22 protein-coding genes and 1 other RNA gene are annotated in these 24,551 nt (G+C 42.2%); 11 read left to right on the top strand and 12 right to left on the bottom strand.

Going from position 1 to position 24,551, the window contains the following annotated elements:
- Nucleotides 1-221 precede the first annotated feature (221 nt).
- The 3 genes from ACTXGF_RS17945 to ACTXGF_RS17935 all read left to right on the top strand — a co-directional run bounded on the left by ACTXGF_RS17945 (nucleotide 222) and on the right by ACTXGF_RS17935 (nucleotide 4,460).
- Complete coding sequence (locus tag ACTXGF_RS17945; protein ID WP_101206382.1) at nucleotides 222-857, top strand: response regulator; 636 nt, start codon at nucleotides 222-224, stop codon at nucleotides 855-857.
- A gap of 33 nt (nucleotides 858-890) precedes the next feature.
- Entirely contained in the window at nucleotides 891-2,666 is a 1,776-nt protein-coding gene (locus ACTXGF_RS17940; RefSeq protein WP_443533884.1) for a sensor histidine kinase, read from the top strand.
- A gap of 78 nt (nucleotides 2,667-2,744) precedes the next feature.
- Nucleotides 2,745-4,460 carry a sigma-54-dependent transcriptional regulator gene (locus ACTXGF_RS17935; protein ID WP_443533886.1) on the top strand — a complete coding sequence of 572 codons (1,716 nt, stop codon included), beginning with the start codon at nucleotides 2,745-2,747 and terminating at the stop codon, nucleotides 4,458-4,460.
- A 74-nt stretch (nucleotides 4,461-4,534) separates the two neighbouring features.
- Here the strand turns inward: ACTXGF_RS17935 and ACTXGF_RS17930 are convergent, their stop codons facing one another.
- Nucleotides 4,535-6,004, bottom strand: a complete 1,470-nt coding sequence (locus tag ACTXGF_RS17930) for a S41 family peptidase (protein ID WP_443533887.1) — start codon at nucleotides 6,002-6,004, stop codon at nucleotides 4,535-4,537.
- A 234-nt stretch (nucleotides 6,005-6,238) separates the two neighbouring features.
- Complete coding sequence (gene gpmI / locus ACTXGF_RS17925; RefSeq protein WP_443533888.1) at nucleotides 6,239-7,897, bottom strand: 2,3-bisphosphoglycerate-independent phosphoglycerate mutase; 1,659 nt, start codon at nucleotides 7,895-7,897, stop codon at nucleotides 6,239-6,241.
- 247 nt (nucleotides 7,898-8,144) lie between these two features.
- Here gpmI and ssrS point away from each other — a divergent pair.
- Nucleotides 8,145-8,340: non-coding RNA, 6S RNA (gene ssrS, locus ACTXGF_RS17920), on the top strand.
- Nucleotides 8,341-8,467: 127 nt separating this feature from the next.
- Here ssrS and ACTXGF_RS17915 read toward each other — a convergent pair.
- Nucleotides 8,468-9,100: an FxsA family protein gene (locus tag ACTXGF_RS17915; RefSeq protein ID WP_443533890.1), complete on the bottom strand. Its 633-nt coding sequence runs from the start codon at nucleotides 9,098-9,100 to the stop codon at nucleotides 8,468-8,470.
- A gap of 259 nt (nucleotides 9,101-9,359) precedes the next feature.
- On the opposite strand from ACTXGF_RS17915, the gene ruvC reads away from it, so the two are divergent.
- Nucleotides 9,360-9,944, top strand: coding sequence for a crossover junction endodeoxyribonuclease RuvC (gene ruvC / locus ACTXGF_RS17910; RefSeq protein ID WP_443533891.1), 585 nt, complete (start codon nucleotides 9,360-9,362; stop codon nucleotides 9,942-9,944).
- A 161-nt stretch (nucleotides 9,945-10,105) separates the two neighbouring features.
- Here the strand turns inward: ruvC and ACTXGF_RS17905 are convergent, their stop codons facing one another.
- The 5 genes from ACTXGF_RS17905 to ACTXGF_RS17885 form a co-directional block, all read right to left on the bottom strand.
- Nucleotides 10,106-11,056, bottom strand: a complete 951-nt coding sequence (locus ACTXGF_RS17905; RefSeq protein WP_443533893.1) for an META domain-containing protein — start codon at nucleotides 11,054-11,056, stop codon at nucleotides 10,106-10,108.
- Between the two features lie 313 nt (nucleotides 11,057-11,369).
- Entirely contained in the window at nucleotides 11,370-12,032 is a 663-nt protein-coding gene (locus tag ACTXGF_RS17900) for a glutathione S-transferase family protein (protein ID WP_191113951.1), read from the bottom strand.
- A 219-nt stretch (nucleotides 12,033-12,251) separates the two neighbouring features.
- Nucleotides 12,252-12,890: a peroxiredoxin gene (locus tag ACTXGF_RS17895; protein WP_057760978.1), complete on the bottom strand. Its 639-nt coding sequence runs from the start codon at nucleotides 12,888-12,890 to the stop codon at nucleotides 12,252-12,254.
- A 243-nt stretch (nucleotides 12,891-13,133) separates the two neighbouring features.
- A complete protein-coding gene (locus ACTXGF_RS17890; RefSeq protein ID WP_443533896.1) occupies nucleotides 13,134-13,877 on the bottom strand; it encodes a phospholipase D family protein in 744 nt (247 codons plus the stop codon).
- A 163-nt stretch (nucleotides 13,878-14,040) separates the two neighbouring features.
- On the bottom strand, nucleotides 14,041-15,780 hold the full coding sequence (locus ACTXGF_RS17885) for a glutamine--tRNA ligase/YqeY domain fusion protein (protein WP_443533897.1): 1,740 nt from the start codon (nucleotides 15,778-15,780) through the stop codon (nucleotides 14,041-14,043).
- 293 nt (nucleotides 15,781-16,073) lie between these two features.
- On the opposite strand from ACTXGF_RS17885, the gene ACTXGF_RS17880 reads away from it, so the two are divergent.
- Entirely contained in the window at nucleotides 16,074-16,589 is a 516-nt protein-coding gene (locus ACTXGF_RS17880) for a peptidylprolyl isomerase (RefSeq protein WP_057760980.1), read from the top strand.
- Between the two features lie 122 nt (nucleotides 16,590-16,711).
- Nucleotides 16,712-17,596: a UDP-2,3-diacylglucosamine diphosphatase gene (locus ACTXGF_RS17875; protein ID WP_443533899.1), complete on the top strand. Its 885-nt coding sequence runs from the start codon at nucleotides 16,712-16,714 to the stop codon at nucleotides 17,594-17,596.
- Between the two features lie 110 nt (nucleotides 17,597-17,706).
- On the opposite strand, the gene orn is transcribed toward ACTXGF_RS17875, so the two are convergent.
- Nucleotides 17,707-18,294: an oligoribonuclease gene (gene orn / locus ACTXGF_RS17870; protein ID WP_057760984.1), complete on the bottom strand. Its 588-nt coding sequence runs from the start codon at nucleotides 18,292-18,294 to the stop codon at nucleotides 17,707-17,709.
- A gap of 230 nt (nucleotides 18,295-18,524) precedes the next feature.
- Between orn and rsgA the strand changes: the two genes are divergently transcribed.
- The 4 genes from rsgA (at nucleotide 18,525) to secB (ending at nucleotide 21,549) form a co-directional block, all read left to right on the top strand.
- A complete protein-coding gene (gene rsgA, locus ACTXGF_RS17865) occupies nucleotides 18,525-19,628 on the top strand; it encodes a ribosome small subunit-dependent GTPase A (RefSeq protein ID WP_261869670.1) in 1,104 nt (367 codons plus the stop codon).
- A 221-nt stretch (nucleotides 19,629-19,849) separates the two neighbouring features.
- A complete protein-coding gene (locus ACTXGF_RS17860; RefSeq protein ID WP_057760987.1) occupies nucleotides 19,850-20,305 on the top strand; it encodes a rhodanese-like domain-containing protein in 456 nt (151 codons plus the stop codon).
- Nucleotides 20,306-20,634: 329 nt separating this feature from the next.
- A complete protein-coding gene (gene grxC, locus ACTXGF_RS17855) occupies nucleotides 20,635-20,898 on the top strand; it encodes a glutaredoxin 3 (protein WP_021813631.1) in 264 nt (87 codons plus the stop codon).
- Nucleotides 20,899-21,096: 198 nt separating this feature from the next.
- Nucleotides 21,097-21,549, top strand: coding sequence for a protein-export chaperone SecB (gene secB, locus ACTXGF_RS17850; RefSeq protein WP_057760989.1), 453 nt, complete (start codon nucleotides 21,097-21,099; stop codon nucleotides 21,547-21,549).
- A 191-nt stretch (nucleotides 21,550-21,740) separates the two neighbouring features.
- Here the strand turns inward: secB and adk are convergent, their stop codons facing one another.
- The 3 genes from adk to ACTXGF_RS17835 all read right to left on the bottom strand — a co-directional run bounded on the left by adk (nucleotide 21,741) and on the right by ACTXGF_RS17835 (nucleotide 24,495).
- Nucleotides 21,741-22,394, bottom strand: coding sequence for an adenylate kinase (adk, locus tag ACTXGF_RS17845; protein WP_180952604.1), 654 nt, complete (start codon nucleotides 22,392-22,394; stop codon nucleotides 21,741-21,743).
- 335 nt (nucleotides 22,395-22,729) lie between these two features.
- Nucleotides 22,730-24,010 carry a c-type cytochrome biogenesis protein CcmI gene (ccmI, locus tag ACTXGF_RS17840; RefSeq protein ID WP_443533903.1) on the bottom strand — a complete coding sequence of 427 codons (1,281 nt, stop codon included), beginning with the start codon at nucleotides 24,008-24,010 and terminating at the stop codon, nucleotides 22,730-22,732.
- Entirely contained in the window at nucleotides 24,007-24,495 is a 489-nt protein-coding gene (locus tag ACTXGF_RS17835) for a cytochrome c-type biogenesis protein (RefSeq protein WP_443534048.1), read from the bottom strand. Before ACTXGF_RS17835 ends, ccmI begins: the two co-directional genes overlap by 4 nt.
- Nucleotides 24,496-24,551 lie beyond the last annotated feature (56 nt).

Below are 24,551 nucleotides of genomic sequence, written 5' to 3'. Positions count from 1 at the left end.
TCGTTCAAAATTTACTACAACCAATTTATATTCTAGAAACATCAATTCACACTGCAGCAATATAATTTAACTTCGAATGTTATGATTACTCGTATTTTGTTATATTAATCAGCGGTATTTTGAATATACAAAGATAAGAATAATGGTTGGAATATATTCGTTTTTTATACTATTTGAACCTAATAAAGCGTTCATTCTGACAATCAATAAAGAGTATGGTTATGATTAAAGTATTAGTGGTAGATGATCATGATTTGGTACGGATGGGTATTAGCCGTATGTTGTCAGACAGCCCCGATATCGAAGTGGTAGGTGAAGCAGACAGCGGTGATATGGCTATCAAACAAGCCAAACAACTACATCCTGATGTAATTTTGCTAGACGTCAATATGCCGAATATTGGCGGGCTCGAAGCAACCAAACGTCTGATTCAACTCGATATGGGTATCAAGATTTTGGCGGTCAGTAGTATGTCTGCACAGCCCTATCCCTCCATGCTGATCAAAGCAGGTGTGAATGGTTACATTACCAAAGGCACACCGCTTGATGAAATGATACGTGCGGTCAAAAAGATTTATCAAGGAGGTCGCTACTTCAGTCAGGATGTCGCTGAACAGTTAGCAGATGTTTTATTGTCTGATAATGCAAACTCACCTTTTGACTTATTAAGTGACAGAGAAAAACAAGTGGCCATGATGGTTGTCAATTGTCAGAGTCCTCAGCAAATAGCTGATCAATTATTTGTTAGTGTCAAGACCATTAATACGTATCGCTACCGTATTTATGAAAAAGTTGGGGTTGATAGTGATGTTAAATTGACTCATTTGGCCATTCGTCATGGTCTGATTCAACCATAAACCATTTAGCGTTTATTTTATTACGGCCAGTTTATGAACCCTGCTACCAATTTTAGCTCTGCCATTACTCGTTATGTTCATCATGACGATACGCTTCCTCTGCCGCAGTTGCGTAAGTTGGGGCTGATCTATAGCAGTTATCGTTTCGTCGTTAGCTTGTTCTCTATGCTCATGCTATACATCTCTGCTCGTACCGGTGCTAGCGCGTCTTTACCAAGTTTTTTACAACAAACTATTCTGAGCTTCTATGTACTGCTAAGCTTGATACTGCTTGGATTATTTTATGTCGTTAACAAACATATGCGCCGCCAACTGGCATTCGGACTGGCCTTAGACGTTATTATATTAAGTCTACTGCTCTACACGACAGGCAACCCTGATTTGCAGTTAACAATGCTATACATGGTGGTCGTCGCAGCTAGCTTTATGCTACTACATGGCTCACAAGCGTTGGTTATTACGTTACTTGCCATCATTCTCGTTATTTATCAGCAGTTTTTCTACGCTATTGCTAATAGCATGAGTCTAGCCAACCTAGGTGATGCGCTACTGATGTCAGCGAGTTTTTTAGCAGTGGGCGGTTTGAGTTGGTCTATCTCTCAACGATTAGTACAGCTTGAAAAGGTCGCGGCAAACCATGCTAAGGAAGTCGAGCGACTAAACGTGATCAATCAAGAGGTTATCACGCAGATGGTGAATGGTGTTGTCGTTATCGATAAGCAACATATTGTCTTAGCAAATCTTGCCGCACATCAATTGCTGAGCCTTTCGCTTGTCACGCCTGGTACGCCTGGTACGCCTACCACAGCACAGAATACCTTTGACGATACAAAAGAGACTCATAACAAAGCGCTTCTCTCTAATTTTGAGCAGCAACTCAATGAACAGCATTCCCAGTTGTTTAATGCCTGCTTGTCAGTAGCTTCTGGGCAGTCACGCGTTTTTACCTACGACGTGCCAGCTGTGGCAAATGCCTCAATATTTGGCAAATTACGTGTACAGATTATTCCACTAAAAGACGATAGCAAACTTGTCATATTAGAAGACTTACGCCGTGAGCAAGCCAGTGCTCAACAGTTGAAACTGGCTTCTTTAGGGCAATTAACTGCCAGTATTGCCCATGAAATCAGAAACCCATTAGCAGCGATATCGCAAGCCAGCCAGCTATTAATGGAAGATGTTGCAGAACAAATGGAAGATGACAGTGCATTAACAAGTGAATCGAATGCTGCCATGACCGGCAACCATGAGCTTTATGAAATGATATTTTCACAGACAAAACGTGTAAACCGTATCATTGAGGATATTTTAAAGCTGTCTCGTCAGCAGACGGCTACCCAGCAGGTGCTCGAATTGGCTGAATGGATGCCATCGTTTTTGGAGAATTACTTTCAAGGACACGACATTTTTCTACGAATAAAAACCAAACCCATCATATCATTTGATACTCATCAGTTAGAGCAGATATTAATCAACCTAATCAACAATGGCCTGCGTTATAGCAGCTATTCTCATCCCCATGCTTATGTGGAAATCGACATTTACTGCGCAGACAACGATGTTATAATCGATATATTAGATAACGGTAATGGTGTTAGTGCTGGAAATTTAGAACTTTTGTTCGATCCATTTTTTACAACAGATAAAGCTGGTACAGGACTGGGGCTCTATTTATCACAAGCATTTTGTGAAGCCAATCAAGCGCGTTTACTCTACATTCCTGAACATGAGAAAACATGCTTTCGATTAATTGTACCTTCTATTAAATCTGATAATAAATTTCAAACTATCGAAGAAAATCTTTCCTAAATTTATCCTTTGAAAGCTATTACGCCCATTTAGACCCAGCTATTGATTTTATAGCCATAAAATACGATGAGATGATGTATGACAACAACCGCGCTAGTCGTCGATGATGAAGTGGATTTATGTCGATTGATGCAAATTACCCTGACTAAAATGGGTATCAAAAGTGATGTGGCTTATACATTGTCGCAAGCAAGAACGTTTTGGCAAGACAATGACTACGATTTCTGTCTGACGGATTTAAAACTGCCAGATGGCTCTGGACTGGAGCTTGTAAAAGAAATTAGCAATAGCTCTAATATTCCAATAGCGGTGATTACGGCTCATGGCAGCATGGATTTGGCTATTGAGGCGTTGAAACTCGGTGCCTTTGATTTTGTCAATAAACCGTTAGAACTACCACGTTTGCGCCAACTGGTAGAGAATGCCATAAAAGTTATTCATCAAGATAATGAAGTACAGGCTGCACCGGAATGCTCTCCTGAACAAAAAATGCTAGATAGTAGACTGATTGGTAATTCTGCTGTCATGCATCCCCTCAAAAATACTATTTTAAAGCTAGCACGCTCACAGGCACCTGTGTTTTTATCGGGCGCTTCTGGCACAGGTAAAGAAGTAGTCGCCAGATTGATCCATGATTTAAGTCCACGGCGTGATGGCAGCTTTGTACCAGTGAACTGCGGTGCGATACCATCGGAGTTAATGGAGTCGGAGTTTTTTGGTCATAAAAAAGGCAGCTTTACAGGGGCTGTCGCTGATAAACAAGGGTTATTCCAGCAAGCCAATGGCGGCACGTTATTTTTAGATGAAGTGGCGGACTTACCGTTAGCCATGCAAGTTAAGTTGTTACGTGCTATTCAAGAAAAAACAGTAAGGGCAATCGGTGATACAAAAGAAGTTCCAGTAGACATCCGCATTTTGTCTGCCACTCATAAAGACTTGAGCCAATTGGTACAAGATGGTGCATTTCGACAAGATTTGTATTATCGCATCAATGTCATTGAGCTAAAGCTTCCAACACTTAATGCACGCCGTGATGACATTCCTGTATTAGCAGACCACTTTTTAGCTATGATTGCTGATGACTGGCAATTAGAGTCGCCGCCGTCATTGACGATGGAAGCCTGCGAACGCTTACAGCGCCACGATTTTGCGGGTAATGTCCGTGAACTACGCAACTTATTGGAGCGTGCAGTTACGTTAGCTGAAACCTCATACATCGACATTAGTCATTTAGGTCTTCCTGACATTAAAACTGAGCTTGTAAATACACAAGAGCAAAATCATAGCTCAGTTATCGATAGCTCTGAGCTACCTGCCCGTAACGTAGAAAATCAAATAGACGTTCAATCTACAGACCAATCAACAAAGGACGATGAGCAAGTCATTCAATCTAGTCGCAATATGACGACGCAGGTTGAGCAAAGGGCGACCAACTTACACCCTTATCGTACTAATACCAACCACTACCCCTCAATGGTGCAGCATTCGTCAACTAGTAATGATAGTTCGTCAACCAACGTAGCCAGTACTCATGACAAAGAGTCGCTCCTTGACTCCAACGTCCAACAAGAAACCTCTAAAGGTATATCAGGTTTACAAGAATTGTTCGACGGTCAATTACCGCCTAAAGGGTTAGAGCATTATTTGCAGGAACAAGAAAAGCAGCTGATTATCACGGCACTCAAACAAACTGGCTGGAACAAAACCCAAGCAGCTGAATTATTAGGAACTACTTTTCGCTCTTTACGCTACCGTATGAAAAAGCTCGAAATTTCTGAAGATGCGTTTGACTAATTTCCTTTAAACATCATCTTCAAATATTTTTAAGCGTTGAATGGTATGTACTGTTAATTGAATGCTACGAAATTCTATTCTTTCGTAGCATTTTTTCTGACAAAGCGAATACCTGAATCAAGCGCGCGCGCCTTTACCAGTTCTAATGCTTGCTGTTCCCACGTATTCTCGCTGCCTGATAAAGTCACATCAGGTTCTACACCGATCTCATCTATTTGTTTGCCTGCTGCCGTCATATAATTGGCCACAGTCAATTTAACGGCTTGCTCATCGTTTAACGGTATGACCGATTGTACTGAGCCCTTACCATAGCTAACTTCACCGATAATAGTAGCGCGTTTTTGTGCTTGTAAACTACTGGCAAGTACCTCTGCCGCTGATGCTGAATAGCGGTTTTGTAATACCACTAAAGGCAAAGGTTTAAGTATCGCATCACCTTGGGTCGATAGTACCCGTGATTTATTTTGACGTGCTTGCACCTGCACCACATCGGTATCATCCATAAATAAACTGGCCACGCTCACTGCTGATGTAAGTACGCCACCTGGATTATCACGCATATCTAGTAAAATGCCTGATATCGGAGCGTTTAGGTTAATTAAACCTTCTAGTAATTTTTCACGGCTGTTGTTTTGAAACGCCGGTAATTTAACAATAGCAATGCCATCAACCAGTTTGGTCTCGATAATCTGCGGATGACTATTATTACGCTGCAACGTCGTTGTGTGCTTACGGCGACCAGCTTTGGAAGTAATAATATCTACCTGCGTACCAGCGATACCTGTCAAAAGCTGCTCAACGTCATTAACCTGTCGCCCTTCGTCTAGCTTAAACTCATCAACCTGATGCAAATAATCACCAACTGCGATGCCTTTTTTGTCTGCAGGTGAGTCATCGATAACCTCTGTCACAACCCAATAACCTGCCTCTGGTTGGTAAGTAACTTTAATACCAATATCACCAACGTCACCCTCAGTAAAAGCACGTAGATTCTCATAAGCTTCTGCATCCAAAAACTCAGCATGGCTATCAAGCTTGGTCAGCATACCGCTCATCGCATTGCTAAATAACTCTTCGTCATTGACTGCATCGACGTATTGACGGCGTACTAAATCTACCACAGCCACAAATGTCTTTAGCGTCTCAGGAGAGATAGCATTTAGCGATACTTGTGCAACTTCTGCTGGAATCTCTGTATCAATATCATCGGCATCATCCGTTAGCGCGCTTTCATCTGGCACACTATCTATCGAGTCATCTGGCTCATCGGCGACATCTAACATATCAGCAATGTTAGATAAGTTATCAGCATCGTTTTCATCCGCTATCTCATCTGCATTTAAACTGATGAGCTGTAGCCCATTTGTAGGATTATCATTATTTGTAGAAGCTCCCACTGCTGCTTGTGCATTTACGCTAATCGCACAACCAAGTACACCTATTAAAATTGCAGGCGGCAAAACCGTGGACGCGACTGACGCCTTCCCTACTGATTTACTTAACCCTTTGGATAAAAAAGAACGTGCAAAAGAAATAGGCTGCATAAAAGAACTCATTTGAATAATAGAGAATACGAATTTATCGTTATATAGCGACTTATAAGATAGCACCAAACGCATATTTCGAACTAGCATAGTATTGCAAGTAAATTAAGTAAAATGTATCACAAAAAAAGGAAAGGATAATAGGTTATCCTTTCCTTTTTCATATCTTCTAATACAGCTAACGGATTGATATAAACCACAGTAATTCAAGTACTGTAGTTTAATTCGACTGGCCTAGACTGCTGGAACCAATAAGCTCTCACCTGTCATCTCAGCAGGGGCGTCAACATTCATCAATGATAAAATAGTCGGCGCCACATCACTAAGTTTGCCGCCACGGCGTACTTGCAGCTTTTGCTCACCTACATAAATTAATGGCACATGTTCTGTCGTATGCTGTGTATGTACTTGTCCACTTTCATAGTCTTGCATCTGCTCGCAGTTACCATGATCGGCTGTGATAAGCATATCACCACCAGCAGCACGCACCGCTGACTCGATACGGCCAACGCATACATCTAAAGCCTCTACCGCTTTTACCGCTGCATCAAAGATACCTGTGTGCCCAACCATATCACCATTGGCATAATTGACCACCAATACATCATACTTACCAGACTCAATTGCCTCTACTAATTTATCAGTGACTTCAGGCGCACTCATCTCAGGCTGTAGATCATAAGTCGCAACGTCTGGAGATGGCACTAAAATGCGGGTCTCACCCTGGTACTCTTCTTCTCGGCCGCCACTAAAGAAAAACGTCACATGCGCATATTTTTCAGTTTCAGCGATACGTAGTTGAGTTTTTCCTTGATCCTGCAAGTACTCTCCCAATGTATTGGCCAAAGATGTTGGGTAGTAAGCAATGCTGGTTTTTGAATTGTCAGCTAGGACATCTGAATACTTAGTTAGCATCACAAATGCCGCCAGTTTTGGCTGTTTTTGACGCGCAAATCCAGAAAACTCATGATCTGGCAGAATAAATGCTTGGGCAAGCTCACGAGCACGATCAGCACGGAAATTCATAAAAATAAGTGCGTCGTTATCATTGACAGTATATGGCACTTCATCACGTCCAATCACAGTCGTTGGACTGACAAACTCATCAGTCTCACGCGCTTTATAAGCAGCTTGAACAGCGCCATCTGCCCGTGTCGATAGACGATCAGCTTTGCCTTCAGTAATCAGCTCATAAGCTTTTTGCACTCTATCCCAACGATTGTCACGATCCATTGCATAGTAGCGTCCGATGATACTCGCAATCTGTACGCGGCCACCTTCGTAATGAGCATTCAATTTATTGATATAATCGCGCAGACGATTGATGTACTTATCAGCAGATTTAGGCGGGGTATCACGGCCATCTAAGAAACAATGAATAAAAACATTCTTGGCACCATGGACCAATGCTGAATGACACATACCTTCGATATGGTCTTGATGTGAGTGGACGCCGCCATCAGAAAGCAGGCCCATAATATGGACGTTACCGCCACGCTCATTAGCCGCTTTTACCGCATTGACCAATGCTTCGTTCTTATAAAATTCACGATTGGCAAGCTCACTTGAGATACGAGTTGAGTCCTGATAAAGAACACGCCCCGCCCCTAAATTCATGTGACCAACTTCTGAATTACCAAACTGACCATCTGGCAAACCAACATCTTCCCCTGACGCTGAAATCAGCCCATGAGGATATTGCTGATAAATCTTGTCTAAATTTGGCATATTGGCGGCAGCGATAGCGTTATCTTTATCTTCTTCACGATGACCAAAGCCGTCTAATATCATCAAGACATGCGGTATTTTTTTATTCTGTGCACCGTCTTGGTTATTGCTAAGCTGTGTTTTATTATTATCAATAGAGTCTGATACTTGTTGGGTACTGGTCATATATTACCGCTCCTCGAGTGAATGAACGCCTATAATGCTGTGTAAGGGAATATAAAGCCCTCTATATTAACACACATCTTGAAATAGCTGAAAAACTGAGCATTTTTCGTGAGTTTATGAATAATTTTATAGGGTTATCTTGCTGTAGTTTTTCTAGATAATGCAATATGAATGCGGCCAATTAACCAAGCTACGTATCAATCTGTAATTCAGACTTGCAATCACTCTTTTCATTGGTTAAGATAAAACTATTCTGAAGTGTTGGCTAGTAGATGTTTATTCCCTGAGCCGATAATGCTTTACCAGGATGTGGTACCTATTGTCTCATTGTGTATGCCTGCACCGCTTGCGGTGTATCAGGAAACCTGCAGAGATGATGACGCATCCGCCCTGAACTTCACGGTTCATGGGTCACCATCTTACAGCGGCACTTCGGTTGTTTCATTCGGTTTGTACGTATATTCTTTATAAAAATATATTTCCTATAAATAGTATGCTTACTACCACCAAAAAGCTCCTTTTGTCATCGACGAAAGGGGCTTTTTTTATGCTTACGATTTAACTAAATAGTTATTCGTCATTAGCCGATTTAGTAATTTTCTTTACATCTTTAGGGATGTTTTTGGCAGTACCATCAACCGTAGTATGTTGTTTAAACACATCACCAAATGGGTTTTGCTGCTGTTGACCAAATGGATTTTGACCATTCATGCCACCTGCGCCACCGAACGGGTTTTGACCGCCCATGCCACCAGTACCGCCAAATGGATTTTGACCACCCCCCATTTGACCACCCATCTGCTTCGCCATCATTTCCATCATTTTTTGCTGATTATTCATGACGTAATTATTGGCCAAGTCTTTTAGCTTTTTCTGCACAGGTGGCAATACGACCAACAGCGCCATTAAATCACTAAGTACCCCAGGAATAAGCAGTAAAATACCAGCAGCTGCCATCGCGATACTCTTAATCATCGTGGTCTCTGGCGGACGCATCGCAGGGTTCATCATGCCACCAGCTTTCATTTGCTGTGCCATTGGATTAAGAGCAGCCATACCTTTGCGCATCAAGGAGATACCAATAACCGCGGCGATAATAAACCACATAAACACCCACCAGCCGCTCATAAACTGAGCAAGCAAATACCACAGTAGCATCTCGATAATAAACCAAACGATGGCTATACCAACTATCTGACCCATAAAGTGTCGTCCTATAAAATAAAAACCAATAAATTGAGCGCCATGAAAATTAAAATGGCTAACATATGATGTATATGGGGATTGGTTGCTATACTATCAAACTTAAGGCTAATTTTTAAGCCATATAGTCGGTACAATATAATTTGGATAGAAGGAAGGCGGAAGCCAGTACTACGAATAGTAGGCTAAGCGAGTCTGACATCGTATCCAATTTATATAAGACTAAATATAAAATGACAGGTAAGCAAGACGGAATATTATGGCAATTATTATAGGCATTGATCCAGGGTCACGCATGACTGGTTATGGGATAGTACAGCAGACAGGTGACAAGCTGACCTATATCGATGCAGGGACGATTCGCACAGATACCAAAGAGATGCCTGAACGCCTCAAGCGTATCTTTAATGGACTGACCCGTATCACACAGCATCATTTAAAATACGCAGACGAGCCTATCTATACGGCAATTGAGCAAGTATTTATGGCAGAAAACCCTGATTCTGCACTTAAGCTTGGGCAAGCACGAGGTGCAGCGATTGCAGCGATGGTTGCTTTAGATTTAGAAGTATCAGAATATACGGCTCGGCAAATCAAACAAGCCGTCTGTGGTTATGGAGCAGCGGCCAAAGAACAAGTACAAGAGATGGTGTGCCGGATATTAGCGTTAGAAGTTGTACCGCAACAAGATGCTGCCGATGGACTTGCCTGCGCCATCTGTCACGCTCACTCAAGCCATTCAATGAATAAGTTAATATTGAATAGCGCTATGCGTGGTCGCGGTGCTTCTAAAAAGAAAGGCCGTTGGCGCTTGTCTGAAGAAGATTTAGGTAACTTACGTTAAAGATCAGCGTTAAAATAGCGAGGCGTTAAGATAGCGAGGTGTTGAAGCAGAAAAGCATCAAAATAGATAAACAGCCAAGTAGACATCCCATAAAAAAGCACGCGCTATTAGACGCGTGTTTTTTATGACTATGAGCATTTCAAAGCTCAAACTACAGTAAACTACTCTACAACTGCACTTTCAATCACAGCATCTAGTATATAAGCATACTTTTCATCAGCAGTATCATCTTTAGTTGGCTCATTAGTCTCTGATAACTCATCGATATGTAATGGATAGCGTTGTAAGCGTAATACTTCTTCGTGTTTGCTGTCATGCTGATAGCCATCGATCTCACCAACGAATACTCGCCACTGTCCTTCGTGAGTTTTAATACCTTGATCATTATAAGTAATAGGCTTAACTCGTAGACACTGCTCAGAGTTACCTGCTTCGCAAGGTACTGTTTCGGAGTTTACTGCCCAAAATACTGTTTCACCCTTACTGTTATATTTCGCTTGTGCAGTAAGCCTACCATTCCAAACCAGAGTTACATCATCGTCGGTAAACTGGGTTAATACTGGGCTATCGCCTTGATCAATTTTGAACTCACTACTGCCCTGCATTAACGTATTCAAGGTGTTTTCTGCCACGTCTAGCTCGCCACAAGACATCTTCGTACTCATGCCCTCTTCAGTAGTTAAGGTATGGCCCTTTAACTGATAGCCAGCACTAATCGTATTACAGCCTACGCTATAGCTTAGCGTGTCTTGCCCTTGATATTGGTTGAATGCAAGCGTTACCTGGCTGTTGATATTCGCAAATTCAGCCATAGGTTGTTCATTGGCGTCAACAGCATTTACTAACGTCCAACGATGATGAGATAAGGTGGTCGTCAGCTTTTCTTGAGCAGTTAATTCAACAGGTTCAGATTCGTCTGATGTAGGGCTCATACTAGATACCAGATCTTCACTTACGGCTGAGTCTGTCATCTCGCCAACTTCAGGACCCTGCGATGTATCATTCTCGCTAGACGCCGCTTCTTTTTGACACGCACTTAGCATCAGACTAACTGCCATCATACTGGGTAATAGCAGTAATTTTAACGTTGGCTTATTTCGGCTACCTACCATATTACATACCTCTTAGTAAGCTTGTACAACTTATCTCGCGTACCATCTATGTTTTACAAACCTATTCAAAAGAAGTCATAATTTAAAAGTATTCCTCTTTAATGAATAAGTAAGAAACATAATTGATATAACTAAGCTAGATTAACCACTATAACCTTGGCTCTATTAACCTATGTAACGAAATGTTGATTTTTATTATATTTCATAAAAAAACAGCTAACGATTGAGGTTAGCTGTTTTGCTTTATAGCGATCAATTTATCGGATAGGTTAATAGATAAATTTTATGATTTAAACTATTTTTCTAGAACCTTTTAGTCATTCACACTGGCAGGTTTGGCTTTAGCCATATTTTTAATACTGAAGCGTTCATTCATCTTTTGATAAAAACGAGCTAGGTTTTCGCCTTGCTCATTGGGATTAATCTTCAATACTTTGCCAAAATCCAAGCTTAGATATAGCACGATATCTGCAAAACTTAATTGTTCACCTACTAGGTATTCGCGACCTTCTAGTATCGTCTCAAAATACGCCATGGCTTTAACAGCACGAGCAATTGATGGTGCGACGAACTCGGGCACTTGCTCAATACGTTGTGCTTTAGATGGATGACTGTGCTGAAACGCGAGCATCAAGTTATACATCACTTCAAACTCTGCAACACGGCGCATAGAGCAAACTTGCGCACGCTGTACCACATCATTACCCATGACTGAACGCTCACCGTAAACACGATCCAGATACTCACAAACTGCCTGCGAATCATTCAATACAGTACCATCATCTAAGGTCAAAACAGGTACGGTCTGCATCGGATTCATTTGCGTAAAGGCTTCTGACATTTGCTCATTTGCCGCAAAATCAATATCGATCACATCGACATCATCCATATCATCAACATCGATACCTTTTGAAGCCAATAAGATAAGCGCTTTACGTGGGTTGGGCGCTGTACGGGTAATATATAGTTTTTTCATAGCAAACTCCTTTTAAGAATGATTGGACAGCGATTTGGCGCTGATACGCTTTATTATGGTTGTTGTACTGATAAGCACAAATATTGATACGCTATACCACAGTTATAGCCTAATCTGGCCATCATGGCAAAGTCTTATTAATCATAAAGTAGAAATAATAAAAGCCCCATAACCTTGAGTCATGGGGCTTTATTTAATCACATTTATACATCAGTCTAATTATTTGTTTGGTGCAGGTGTGGTACGTAGATACGGCTTAATCTCTTTGTGACCTTTTGGATATTTGGCAGCGATATCTTCGTTTTTCACACTTGGTGGAATGATTACGTCGTCACCATCTTTCCAGTCTACAGGTGTTGCAATGTTGTACTCATCCGACAACTGTAGTGCGTCAATCACGCGGATAATTTCATCAAAGTTACGGCCACAGCTGGCAGGATATGTCAGCGTTAGACGAACTTTTTTGCTTGGATCAATGATAAAGACGCTGCGTACCGTATGAGTACTGTCGGCATTAGGATGCATCATGTCATATAGTTCAGCGACTTCTTTATTAGGATCAGCGATGATTGGGAAGTTCATATCTGTGCCTTGAGTCTCACCGATATCGCTCGCCCACGCTTTGTGATCTTCTAGACTATCAACAGAAATACAAATCGGCTTTACATTGCGCTTTTGGAACTCGCCATTTAATGCAGCGGCGCGACCAAGCTCAGTGGTACATACTGGCGTAAAATCTGCTGGATGCGAGAAGAAAACAACCCAATGATCACCTGCCCACTCATGAAAATTAATGTCACCTTCTGTGGTTGTAGCGTCAAAATTTGGTGCGGTATCACCTAAACGTAAATGTGCCATGCTTGATTCCTTAGCTATGTGAATGAACGCTTATATCGACACGTCGGCCTCGCGTTCTATTATTATCATCGACGTGCTCAGCTATCAAATATAACATAAAGCACATCGGCAAAAACTGACTTTATCTTAACAAACTGGTTATGAATGTCTTGTGACGGATTGTAATGCGGTTATTCCGTTTACCTCTAAGCTGATGGACAAATTTTTTAATGAATTTTATGGACAAGCAGCTTTGATAAATAATTAAACCACCATCCCTGCATCCCATAAGCAAAACTCGCCAAATTTACCCTTTTTACTGGTACCACCAGCTGCACGTCCAGCATCAGTCAATACTAGTTCACCATCTTGCGATTGTAGGTAACCTGCTGCAAGCAGCTTTTCATTCAACTCTTGCGTTTTAAAGCCCAACTCTTTAGCAAGCTTGGCGGTGGTCAGTTTAGAGTAATTAGGTGTAGTTTCTATCGTAGAGTTACCGGTTACGTTGATAGTAGCGCTTATTATTTTGGGACTAGGCTCAGACTTACTTTCAGTTTCGGTCACTTTTTCAAGAGACATTCTCACTTCATCACTGATACGAATGATGCGCTGCGCTTCCTCATAGGTGTCGGCATAAAGTTTGGCATCATCATTACGATAAATCAGTACGCCCATCTCATTGTTATTAACTTGGCTAAATTCATAAAGATTTAAACTGGTAATAATGCATTCATTTTCATTCAGGTAGCATTTCGCATGTAAGTTTTTGCAAAAGCTAGTACGAATAAAGGTCAGATTTTTGAGCCAGTTTATTTCTTCAGGGTGCAGATCATTCTTGCCATAAACAATGCGAATGTCGATCTTGAGACGGTTGCGGTCTTCCAATAATTCTTTGATACGTTCATTAAGCTTCAAATATGGGCTAATAATAATCAACCTGTCAGAAGCGTTTTTAATCAACTCTTCTAAATGATACGTTGTACCACTGCTGTTTAGAAACTTTGCCATTCTTATTTCCTCAAATCTTACTATGCTTAACTTTATAACTGCACATAAAAAAGCCCATTCCTAGCGTACTAGAAATAGGCTAACTTGCAAACTACTATTGTTCAGTATTATTTCAAAATATCTATTTGGATAAGGGTACTTTCAAATACTAAGCCAACATAAATTAAGCTGGCTTATAACTATCACGTAAGCTAACGATTTGGTTAAATACTGGCTTATCAGTGCTGTGATCTTCACTGTCAGAGATGAAGTAACCTTCACGCTCAAACTGGAAACGCGTACCAGCATCTGCATTGACCAAAGATGGCTCAACCACTGCGTTCAGCTCAGTGAGCGAGTTCGGATTTAGCGCTTGATGAACATCAGCGACGCCACTTGGGTCCTCAGCACTGAATAGCTGCTCATACATGCGGACTGTCGCTGGCACACCTTGACTGGCTGATACCCAATGAATCACACCTTTGACCTTACGCCCTTCAGGGTTATTGCCTAAAGTAGCAGGATCAATCGTCGCTTTTAGCTCAAAAACATTGCCACTCTCATCAGTGATATGCTCAGTGACGGCTAGCACGTAAGTGTTACGCAGACGAATCTCTGGCTTTTCTGGTGATAGGCGCTTGTAGCCTGCTGGCGGTTCAATTTCATAATCACCTTGATCGATGTATAGCGTCTCGGTAAACGGAATCTCACGCTCACCCATATCGACGTTAGGATGGTTCGGCTGAGTCAACCAAAGCGTCTGCGTCGCATCATCAAAACGTGCATTAACGCTATCGGCTTTTTGCGACTCCCAACTGCTGACGGCATCAGAGAAATTAGTAATGGTCACTTTTAACGGCTTTAGCACCGCCATACCGCGACCAGTAGTCGTCTCTAACGATTGACGAACGCTAAACTCTAGCAAACGGAAATCAACCACACTATCCGCTTTGGTCACACCCACACGCTCACAAAAATCACGCAAGCCCTCTGGCGTATAACCACGGCGACGCATGCCAGCGACGGTTGGCATACGTGGGTCATTCCAACCACTGACGATACCTTCATCTACTAGCTGCTTTAGCTTACGCTTACTGGTCAATGTGTGATCAACGTTTAAGCGGCTAAACTCATACTGATGTGGTGGTACGTCAAAGCCGATTTTTTCGATGACCCAATCATAGAATGGACGATGATCTTCAAACTCAAGCGTACATAATGAATGGGTAATCCCTTCTAACGCATCTGAGAGTGGATGAGCAAAGTCATACATTGGATAGATGCACCATTTATCACCAGTCTGATGATGTTCTTGATGCATCACGCGATAGATGACAGGATCACGTAGGTTCATATTTGGGCTGGCCATATCAATCTTGGCGCGCAAAATAGCCTTTCCTTCAGCGTATTTACCGTCTTTCATATCGTTGAAAAGCGCTAGGTTTTCTTCAACACTGGCATCACGATATGGTGAAGGCGTTCCCGCTTCATTGAATGAACCACGGTTTTCTTTGATTTGTTCAGGGGTTTGCAAATCAACATAAGCGTCGCCTTGCTCAATCAACTGAATTGCCCATGCATGTAGCTGATCGAAATAACCTGAGGCATGATGTGCTTCGCCTGCCCACTCAAAACCTAACCACTGCACATCGTTTTTAATATTGTCGATGTAATCTTGCTTTTCAGCAGTTGGGTTGGTGTCATCAAAACGTAGGTTGCACACACCGCCAAACTCTTTGGCCACACCAAAGTTTAAGCAGATAGATTTTACGTGGCCTAAATGCAGGTAGCCATTTGGCTCAGGCGGAAAGCGCGTTACAATTTGCTGGTATTTTTGCGCATTGACATCGTCACGAATGATATTACGAATAAAATCATTTTTTGCTTCGTCTTTTTGTGCATTGTTGCTTGAGTGATCACTCATCGGGCATTGCTCCTAACGCAAATTGTCAGTTCATGATGCGTGCCGTTACGCATCACGAAACATTTAAACTAAAGTGTTAAAATAAAACGGGAATATAAAAACTTAGATAGTGCGACCGCATTATCAAAATTTGTCAAAAATGGGTAAAGTTGCGTTATTCTATCAGGTTTCGCAAACGCATTAACAGCCTGATACATGACACGGGATAAAAAAGCCGTTAGACTACCCGTAACTTTTTAACCACCACTCACAATAGTGCTATTTAAGGCGCTGCAATCAAAAAGGAATATCCCATGGTAGACATGCCACCAGTAGTAGAACTTGAAACTAATATGGGTGCGATCGTTATCGAACTCAACGAAGAAAAAGCACCAAAAACCGTAGAAAACTTTTTAAACTACGTAAAATCTGGTCAGTATGACGGTACAATTTTCCATCGCATCATTGATGGTTTCATGATTCAAGGCGGCGGAATGGACGCTGAGATGAATGAAAAACCAACCAATGCGCCTATCGAAAACGAAGCGGACAACGGTCTAAAAAATGACAAAGGTACTATCGCAATGGCGCGTACCCAAGATCCGCATTCAGCAACTAGCCAGTTCTTCATCAACGTAAAAGACAACGACTTCCTAAACCACTCTGGCAAAAATATGCAAGGTTGGGGTTACACCGTATTTGGTAAAGTAACAAGCGGTATGGACGTTATCGAAAAAATGCGCAGCGTACCAACTGGTCGTTTCGGCATGCATGCTGATGTGCCAAAAGAGCCAGTTGTTATCAACTCAGCAACCATCATTACTCAGTAATAGCCATTCAATAGTGGCTATTCAGTAATAGTTACTTAGCGAAGCTGTGAATGAGCGAGCATTTTCTAGTAGAGTCTATTAAATCATGCTCGCCATACGATAAGTCACGAGGACCAAGATAAATGCAAAGTTTTAATCACTTAATCACGACCCGCCCTCATCAAGTGCGGCAAGTATTGATTAGCGATTTGCATTTATCGCCTCAGGAGCCTGCCTTAGTGCAGGCTTTTTTGGCGCTATTAGATGACTGTCTTGCCCTACCTGCGCTCAAACGCCTCTTTATATTGGGTGATTGGTTCGAGGTGTGGCTGGGTGATGATACCTACTTGTCCCTATTAAAAGAGAAAAGGTCAGAAGACGAGAAGATAGCGCACTGGTTGACTCCACTTATCACCAAACTCAAGCAGCTACGTATCAATGGCTGTGAGATATTGGTCATGCATGGCAATCGTGACTTTCTATTGGGTCAGCCGTTTTGTAATCTATTCGGCGGCGAGCTAATCAGCGAGCCATATACTTTGCCTATTGGTCAGCAGAATTATCGTTTAGAGCACGGCGATGCGCTATGTACTGATGATAAAAAATATCAGTTTTTTCGCAAAATTATGCGTAACCGTTTAACTCAGTGGTACTTGCTTAATAAGTCATTAGAAAAACGCTTAGCCATCGCAGACAACATGCGCAAAAAAAGCCAGCAGAACAATGCGAACAAAGCTGCGCATATCATGGATGTAAATGATAAAGCCGTACGTCAAGCTATTGCTACTAGCGATGCCTTATTGCACGGACATACTCATCGTCCAGACATTCATCAGGCGACTGATGATAAAAAGCGCTACGTACTTGGCGACTGGCGATTATTAGATAAAGACACTCGCCAGCCGAAAGTTAGCGCCGTGATTGGTGCAGTGACAGATGACGAGCATTCAAATGACGGTTTTAGTAGTAACGATTTAAGCAGTAATGATGCTGAGTTTGGATTATTTGAGTTTACAATGCTTATTTGATCGTTGGATCTATCTAAAAAAAAGGGTCTGTTGATAATTCAACAGACCCTTTTTATTTTTACTACAATTCTTTTACTACACTTTTAAATAGCTTATCTCTTGCCAGTTTTTTAAGGTATTAGCTTAAAGAAATGCTGACGGTAGTGCTTTAGCTCACGGATAGAGTCACGAATATCGTCTAAGGCTAAATGACTGCCACCTTTTTCAAAATTCTTTAAGATATCAGGACGCCAGCGGAAACAAAGCTCTTTAATTGATGACACGTCAAGATTACGATAATGGAAGAAACGCTCAAGCTCTGGCATTTGGCGCGCCATAAATCGACGATCTTGACAGATAGAGTTGCCGCACATTGGTGACTTACCACTATCGACCCATTTATTTAGGAACTTGATGGTCTCAGCTTCGGCTTCTGCCAATGTCACCGTACTACGGCGCACACGATCGACCAATCCTGATTGACCGTGCTGCTTGGTATTCCAGTCATCCATTTTGTTTAAGACTTGATCTGATACCTTGATAGCAAACACAGGTCCTTCAGCAAGTACATTCAAATCTTCGTCAGTAACGACAGTAGCAATCTCGATAATCTCATCGTTTAAGGTATCAAGTCCGGTCATTTCTAGATCAATCCACACCAGCCCTTTTTTGCCTTGATTTTTGATTTTAATCTTATTGGGATGGTCACCGGTAGTCATACAATATCCTATGGTCATTAAATTTTGGGACAGTTTTAAACATAATTTAAAAAACGTATTACGGTTGAATACTCATATTCAGGCAGCATTGTAATGCACTGATTGATTCAAAAAATCTAGCAATCAGCCAAAATATTACAAAACCACTGTCTGCCGCAGACGCTTTAGGCTGTATGTTAGCAAATTTTCACGCTACACTTAGCAATATTTTTATAATAGGTCAAAAACCCATGGCATTAATCCGGCAACGCAAACTGACTAAACAACAGATTCGTCGCATCGACAAGCAGCAACTGTCCAATCAAGATAGTATTGATGACAGTTTGATGGATGGCGTGGTCATGGCGCATTACGGTAAGCAACTAGAAGTACAAGTCACTAGCCTGCCAGCTGTCATACCTGAGCAGCCAGAGATTGCACCTGATGATCCTGAGCCGTTTTGGCAAACGCTTGAATTGAATGATATCTGGCGCTGTCATGTGCGTACCAATCTACCGATGCTAGCTGCTGGTGATCAAGTACGCTGGAATGCTGACTCTAATACTGGCTTTGGTCGTATCGAAGCGGTCAAACCACGTACATCGCTGGTTTCTCGTCCTGACCGCTACCATAAGCTCAAACCTGTTGCCGCGAATGTCGATATTTTGGCGATTGTTTTTGCACCACTGCCTGCCGCCGCGCCAACGCTGATCGATCGCTATCTCGTGGTATGCCATCATGCAGGTGTCAAACCACTATTGGTACTCAATAAAGCCGATTTATTAGCAGAAGAAAACGGTGTGGATACCAATGAGCTATTGGCGCAGTATGCCGCGCTTGGTTATGAAAGTGTTCTAACTTCGGTCGATTGCCCTGAAAATATCGCTGAGAGCGATGAGCAAGAAGGCCTTGATGAACTAAAACGCTATATAGATAAAAAGCTGGTGATCTTTGCGGGTCAATCTGGCGTCGGCAAAAGCAGTCTAATCAATGCCCTTTTGCCTGACTCTGGACAGAGCGTCAATATTATCTCGCAAAACTCTAAGCTCGGTCAGCACACCACGACGACTAGTCGACTGTTGCCATTTAACCCAGAAGACCTCACTCAAGGCGGTATCGTTGATACACCAGGGATTCGTGAATATGGCATCTGGCATCTCACCCCTGATGATATTATTTCAGGATTCGTTGAGCTAGCACCATTGGCTGGTGACTGCCAATTCCGTGACTGTCGCCATACTCACAACAGCAAAGGCTGTGCACTATGGCAAGCAGTGGCTGATGGTGAAGTTTTGCAGCGCCGCGTTGAAAATCTTGTCACGCTACGAGAAGAGGCAGATACTAAGCCTTATTAATATTTGGCTTGTTAGTGTCCGCCTTAGTTAAAAGTGGTCATGTGAGTAGATACTTTTATTAGGCTGAAAAGATCCATAGATAGGTACAATAACCGCTCAATTACTGCCTGTGTCATCGCCCGTTTACTATAGATGGCCTTATCGGTATAATAGCGCCTTGTTCAATATCATTGGGCTGTCTTCTCAGCTTAATAGAACACTTATTTTTTTGGAGGTATGGTTTGGATCGTGCGCTGGAATTTGTGGGCAACCACCCGTTTTTATTTGGTATATTAGCCGTACTTGCTATACTGTTTTTTACGATTGAAAACAAACGTAGCGGTAGAAAAATATCGCCTAACACGCTTGGCATGATGGTCAATTCTCAAAACGCGCAGCTTATCGATATTCGCGCTAAAAAGAAGTTTGAATCAGGCTATATTCAAGGCAGCCGCAACATACCGTTCACTGACCTCAAAGACCGCTTAGAAGAGATTCGTGCGATTGAGCAGCCAGTGATTATCATCTGCGACATGGGCGTTCAAGCAGGCGCTGCGATTCAGATGATTGGTAAAGATAGTGTCTATCGCTTAGAGGGCGGTATTGGCGGCTGGCAAGGCGCTGGCATGCCATTGGTTGGTGTAAAAGACGCCAAAGCAAAGGCTAAAGGTAAAACAAAACCAAGTCTAAGCAAGTAACAGACCTGTATAAGCGCTTAAGTGAAGCGTTTATACACATCGCTTAGCTGATGTCTATGTGACCTGACTGACGCTATATAAAAAAGACACCTTTTTATCAGGTGTCTTTTTTTGTAGCTTATTTATCATTTTTTACAGCACTAAAATACGTTTTGAGCCAAAACAGCTTGAATTTGTCATGCCCATCCCCACTTTAGTAATGAGCATCACCGAATGCATTTTTGCTTTACTCATTGATAACAGACTATACCAACGCTTAGACTATGATAATTTATCGTGCTCTTTATAATATGTTTGTTATCCCATAAATTTATAAATAAGGATTTACCATGACTGTATCTGTAAAAGTTTACACTACCCCTATCTGCCCATACTGCTCAAACGCCAAGCAACTACTAAAAACCAAAGGCGTTGATTATGAAGAAATCGGCATGCACGATATGAGCAGCGAAGAGCGCCAAGCACTGATGAAAAAAACCAATAACTACCGCACTGTGCCGCAAATCTTCGTTGGTGAAACCTTTGTCGGTGGTTTTGATGAGCTCAACCAAATGAACCAGCAAGGCAAACTTGACGAGCTATTAGCCGGTTAATCTGCTACCTTTCTTTACTGTCTGTCTTTATTTATGTAAAGATAGGCAGTGTCAGGTTTTAATAGAGCAGTAAGCAGTAAGAAGTAATAAGAAAAATATCGAGACAATACCAAAAAATAGTCTCGATTTATATTACAATGAACGTTTATTAAAATGACGATTTGTCCAATCATTTGATTTAATTTTAGAGGATTTACCATGGCTGAAGAACAAGCACAACCACAATTGGCACTAGAACGCATCTATGTAAAAGACATGTCTCTTGAAGTCCCAGGCGCTAGCGTATTCACCAAAGAGTGGAACCCAGAGCTTGACATCAATTTGTCTAGCAACGCTGAAAAACTAGATGACGATCACTATCAAATCATCCTAACTGTGAGCGTTACTGCCAAAAATGCGGAAGAAGCAGCATTTATCGCTGAAGTGCATCAAGCAGGTATCTTCTTACTAAAAGATATCCCGGAAGATCAAATCGGTCAAATTTTGGGCGCATACTGCCCTAATGTGTTGTTCCCATATGCTCGTGAAGTCATCAGTGACATCGTGACGCGTGGTAGCTTCCCACAATTGCTACTAGCACCTGTGAACTTTGATCAAGCATATGCGCAAAGCCAGCAGCAAGCACAAGTTGATGCTCAAGGTAACGCATAAGCATTAATTAAAATATATGAGCTTTATCAGTCGTATATTTGATAAAAGACCGTTTACTTATGATGAGTAAGCGGTCTTTTTGTGTGTGTTCTCATAAGGCATAAAAACATCAGCCATAAAAAAACCCTGCTATTAAACAGGGTCTTCAACGACTACATCGACTGGCTAAATTCCTTAGCTAACATCGAAAATTAGCCTTTTAGTGCAGACAAAATTTGCTGCTTAACGTCATCGATACCTTGTGTACCATCAAACTTGTCATAGTTAGGCGCATCATCGCCTTCTTTAGCTTTGTCTTGGTAAAAACCAACCAATGCTGACGTTTGCTCATGATAAGTAGATAGACGGTCACGGATAGTCGCTTCTTGGTCATCTTCACGCTGGATAAGCGCTTCACCAGTGACGTCATCGATGCCTTCAACCTTTGGTGGATTGTGATCGACATGATAAACACGACCTGAACCTGGATGCTGACGACGGCCAGACAAACGGCTCACGATTTCGTCATCAGGTACGCTGATTTCGATAACATGATCGATAGCAACATCAGCGTCTGCAAGTGCTTGCGCTTGAGGAATAGTGCGCGGGAAACCATCTAGGATACAACCATTCACACAATCAGGCTTAGCGATACGCTCTTTCACTAGGTTGATAATGAGGTCATCAGAAACCAAACCACCAGCATTCATGATATCTTTGGCTTTTTTGCCAAGCTCGCTACCTTCTTTGATTGCTGCACGTAGCATGTCGCCAGTTGAGATCTGTGGAATATCATATTCTTTAGAAATAAACTGGGCTTGGGTACCTTTACCGGCGCCTGGTGGTCCTAGTAAAATAATACGCATCATTACACGACTCTCCTTAATAGATAGGATTTTGGGATTAATAAAACTCTGGGATTAGTTGTTTGCAAAGCTACCTTACCTTGTGGCCCTGCAAAGCTCAAGTATTTTCATTATTGATATGACAAGTTGGCATGACTTATCTGTTCATACATGGTCAATTCAAGATAAAAAGTAATAGAATTGACTGCGTTTGAAACGCCCATTTATATATCTGGGTTCACTTCATATCTCTTTCAAATTAGAACAATCATAGCACTGCTGCTCGCGTCCGTACTGAGCAGCAGCGTCTATATAATAAATACCATTAGCGTCCGGTATTTATCATACTACTATGGCTATGGCACTTGCTGATTGATTTCCACGTTGACCTGATTTTGTTCTGCACTGATGACCACTGGATTGCCTGAGAGGTCGCCTGACTCTGCGGTAGCATTGCCACTATGGCTGATACGAGCGATGACCGCTAGCTGTACTTTATCAGAACGAGCCGATCCTAGAGTACGCTCTGGCATCATAGCATCAAGATCACTTAGGCTAATAACAGCTTCGCCTTGTTTGATATTGCTAATTGGTAGACGCTTAGCAGCAAATGGTGGACCACCTTTTACATCACGTATCGCCACAAACAGCGTATCGTCAGCTTTTACCAATGGTAACAGACTAGCATTAATTTTGATTGTCACTTCGACGCCTTCAGAGGCTTGCTGCTGCTGCATGACTACATTAGCACTGAGCTCGTCTAGACTTGATAGCGCTTGCGTATGATCACCTGGTTTGGCCGCGATACTGTCACGCAGACGTTTAATCCAGCCTTGCGCTTGATCGAAGTTGCTAGCACGTGCTTCACCCATCGCCATAAGCATCTGTGCGCCCTCATGCTCTGGATTTGTAGTCAGTATGTTTTCTAATACACGGCGGCTATTTGCATCTAACTGACCCTTATTAGCAAAGAAACTGATCTGCGCATAAGTGGTCGCAATCTCTTCGTTGTCAGGTGATAGACGATAAGCGCGCGACAAGGCCTCTAATGCCGAATCAGTCGCCTCTAATGACAAGAATAGCTCTGATAGGCGCATCCAGCGATTATAGTCACCGGCATGACGATAGACGTTAGTCTGCATGGCACTAATCAGCTGATTACCATCCTCAATTGCCCAAGCAGGTGGCTGATCGATTCTACCTGTTAATAGATCGTCCGCCACTTGACCGACTTTGTCCTCAGCAGCCCACAGCTCAAAGACAGGTGTGCGATCACCGACCATCAGATATGCCATGGCAGTCAATACAGGCACCCAAACCATAATAATCAATCGGCTTTTGATACCTGGCGTGACCATCGGTGACACTTCACGCTGAGCATCCAAAAGCTGACGTTCAAGCTCAAGTTTTTGGTTTTGATAGTGATGGTCATCAATGATACCACTGTCTTTGTCTGTTTTCAGCTCTGCTAGTCGCTCACGAAACACAGCAACGTTGATATCCAGCAGTTGATTATCCACAGGCTTACTATGCGAACGCGGTGCTCTTAACCACGGCTTAATGGTGATAATGCCCAATAGTAGAGCGACAAGTAAACTTAGCGCAATAAATAAGCCAACAGTAGAAAATATGGTCATTTTTTGCCCCCAAGGCTTGTAGTGTCGTCTTTGTCATCGTTATTAGCTCGTGACAATAAGCGATCAAGTTCTGCTTTTTCAGCGGCAGACAACGCTTTGACATGGTTGTCTACTGCGACACCACTCTCGCCGCTGGCGACAAGCTGACGGCGTTTACTATGCCAAAACCAACCGACCAATAAAACGATCAATAATAACGGTGGGAAAAACCATAAAATCCATGTTGAAGGACGTACTGGCGGCTTATAACTGATAAAGTCGCCATAACGCTCTTGCATATAGGCTCGAATCTCGCCATCACTACGACCATCTTTTATCAAATCATAGGTTTTTTGCTTTAAGTCTTGCGCAATTGGCGCATCAGAACCTGCTAAGTTCTGGTTTTGACATTTCGGGCAGCGCAGCTCTTCGATAAGACCGCGATACTGGGCTTCTTGTTGCACAGAATCAAAATCGTAGACATCAATGGCAGCGAAGCTTGCCATGCTGAATAGACAAGCGATAAACAAGCTTACTAACTTTATGGTCGCGTTTCTTATTT

This window comes from Psychrobacter sp. 1Y6 (genome assembly GCF_052258385.2).
In the GTDB taxonomy this organism is placed as follows: Bacteria; Pseudomonadota; Gammaproteobacteria; order Pseudomonadales; family Moraxellaceae; genus Psychrobacter.
Note: the sequence above shows the minus strand (reverse complement) of the source record. Positions and strands in the feature narration are given on the sequence as shown.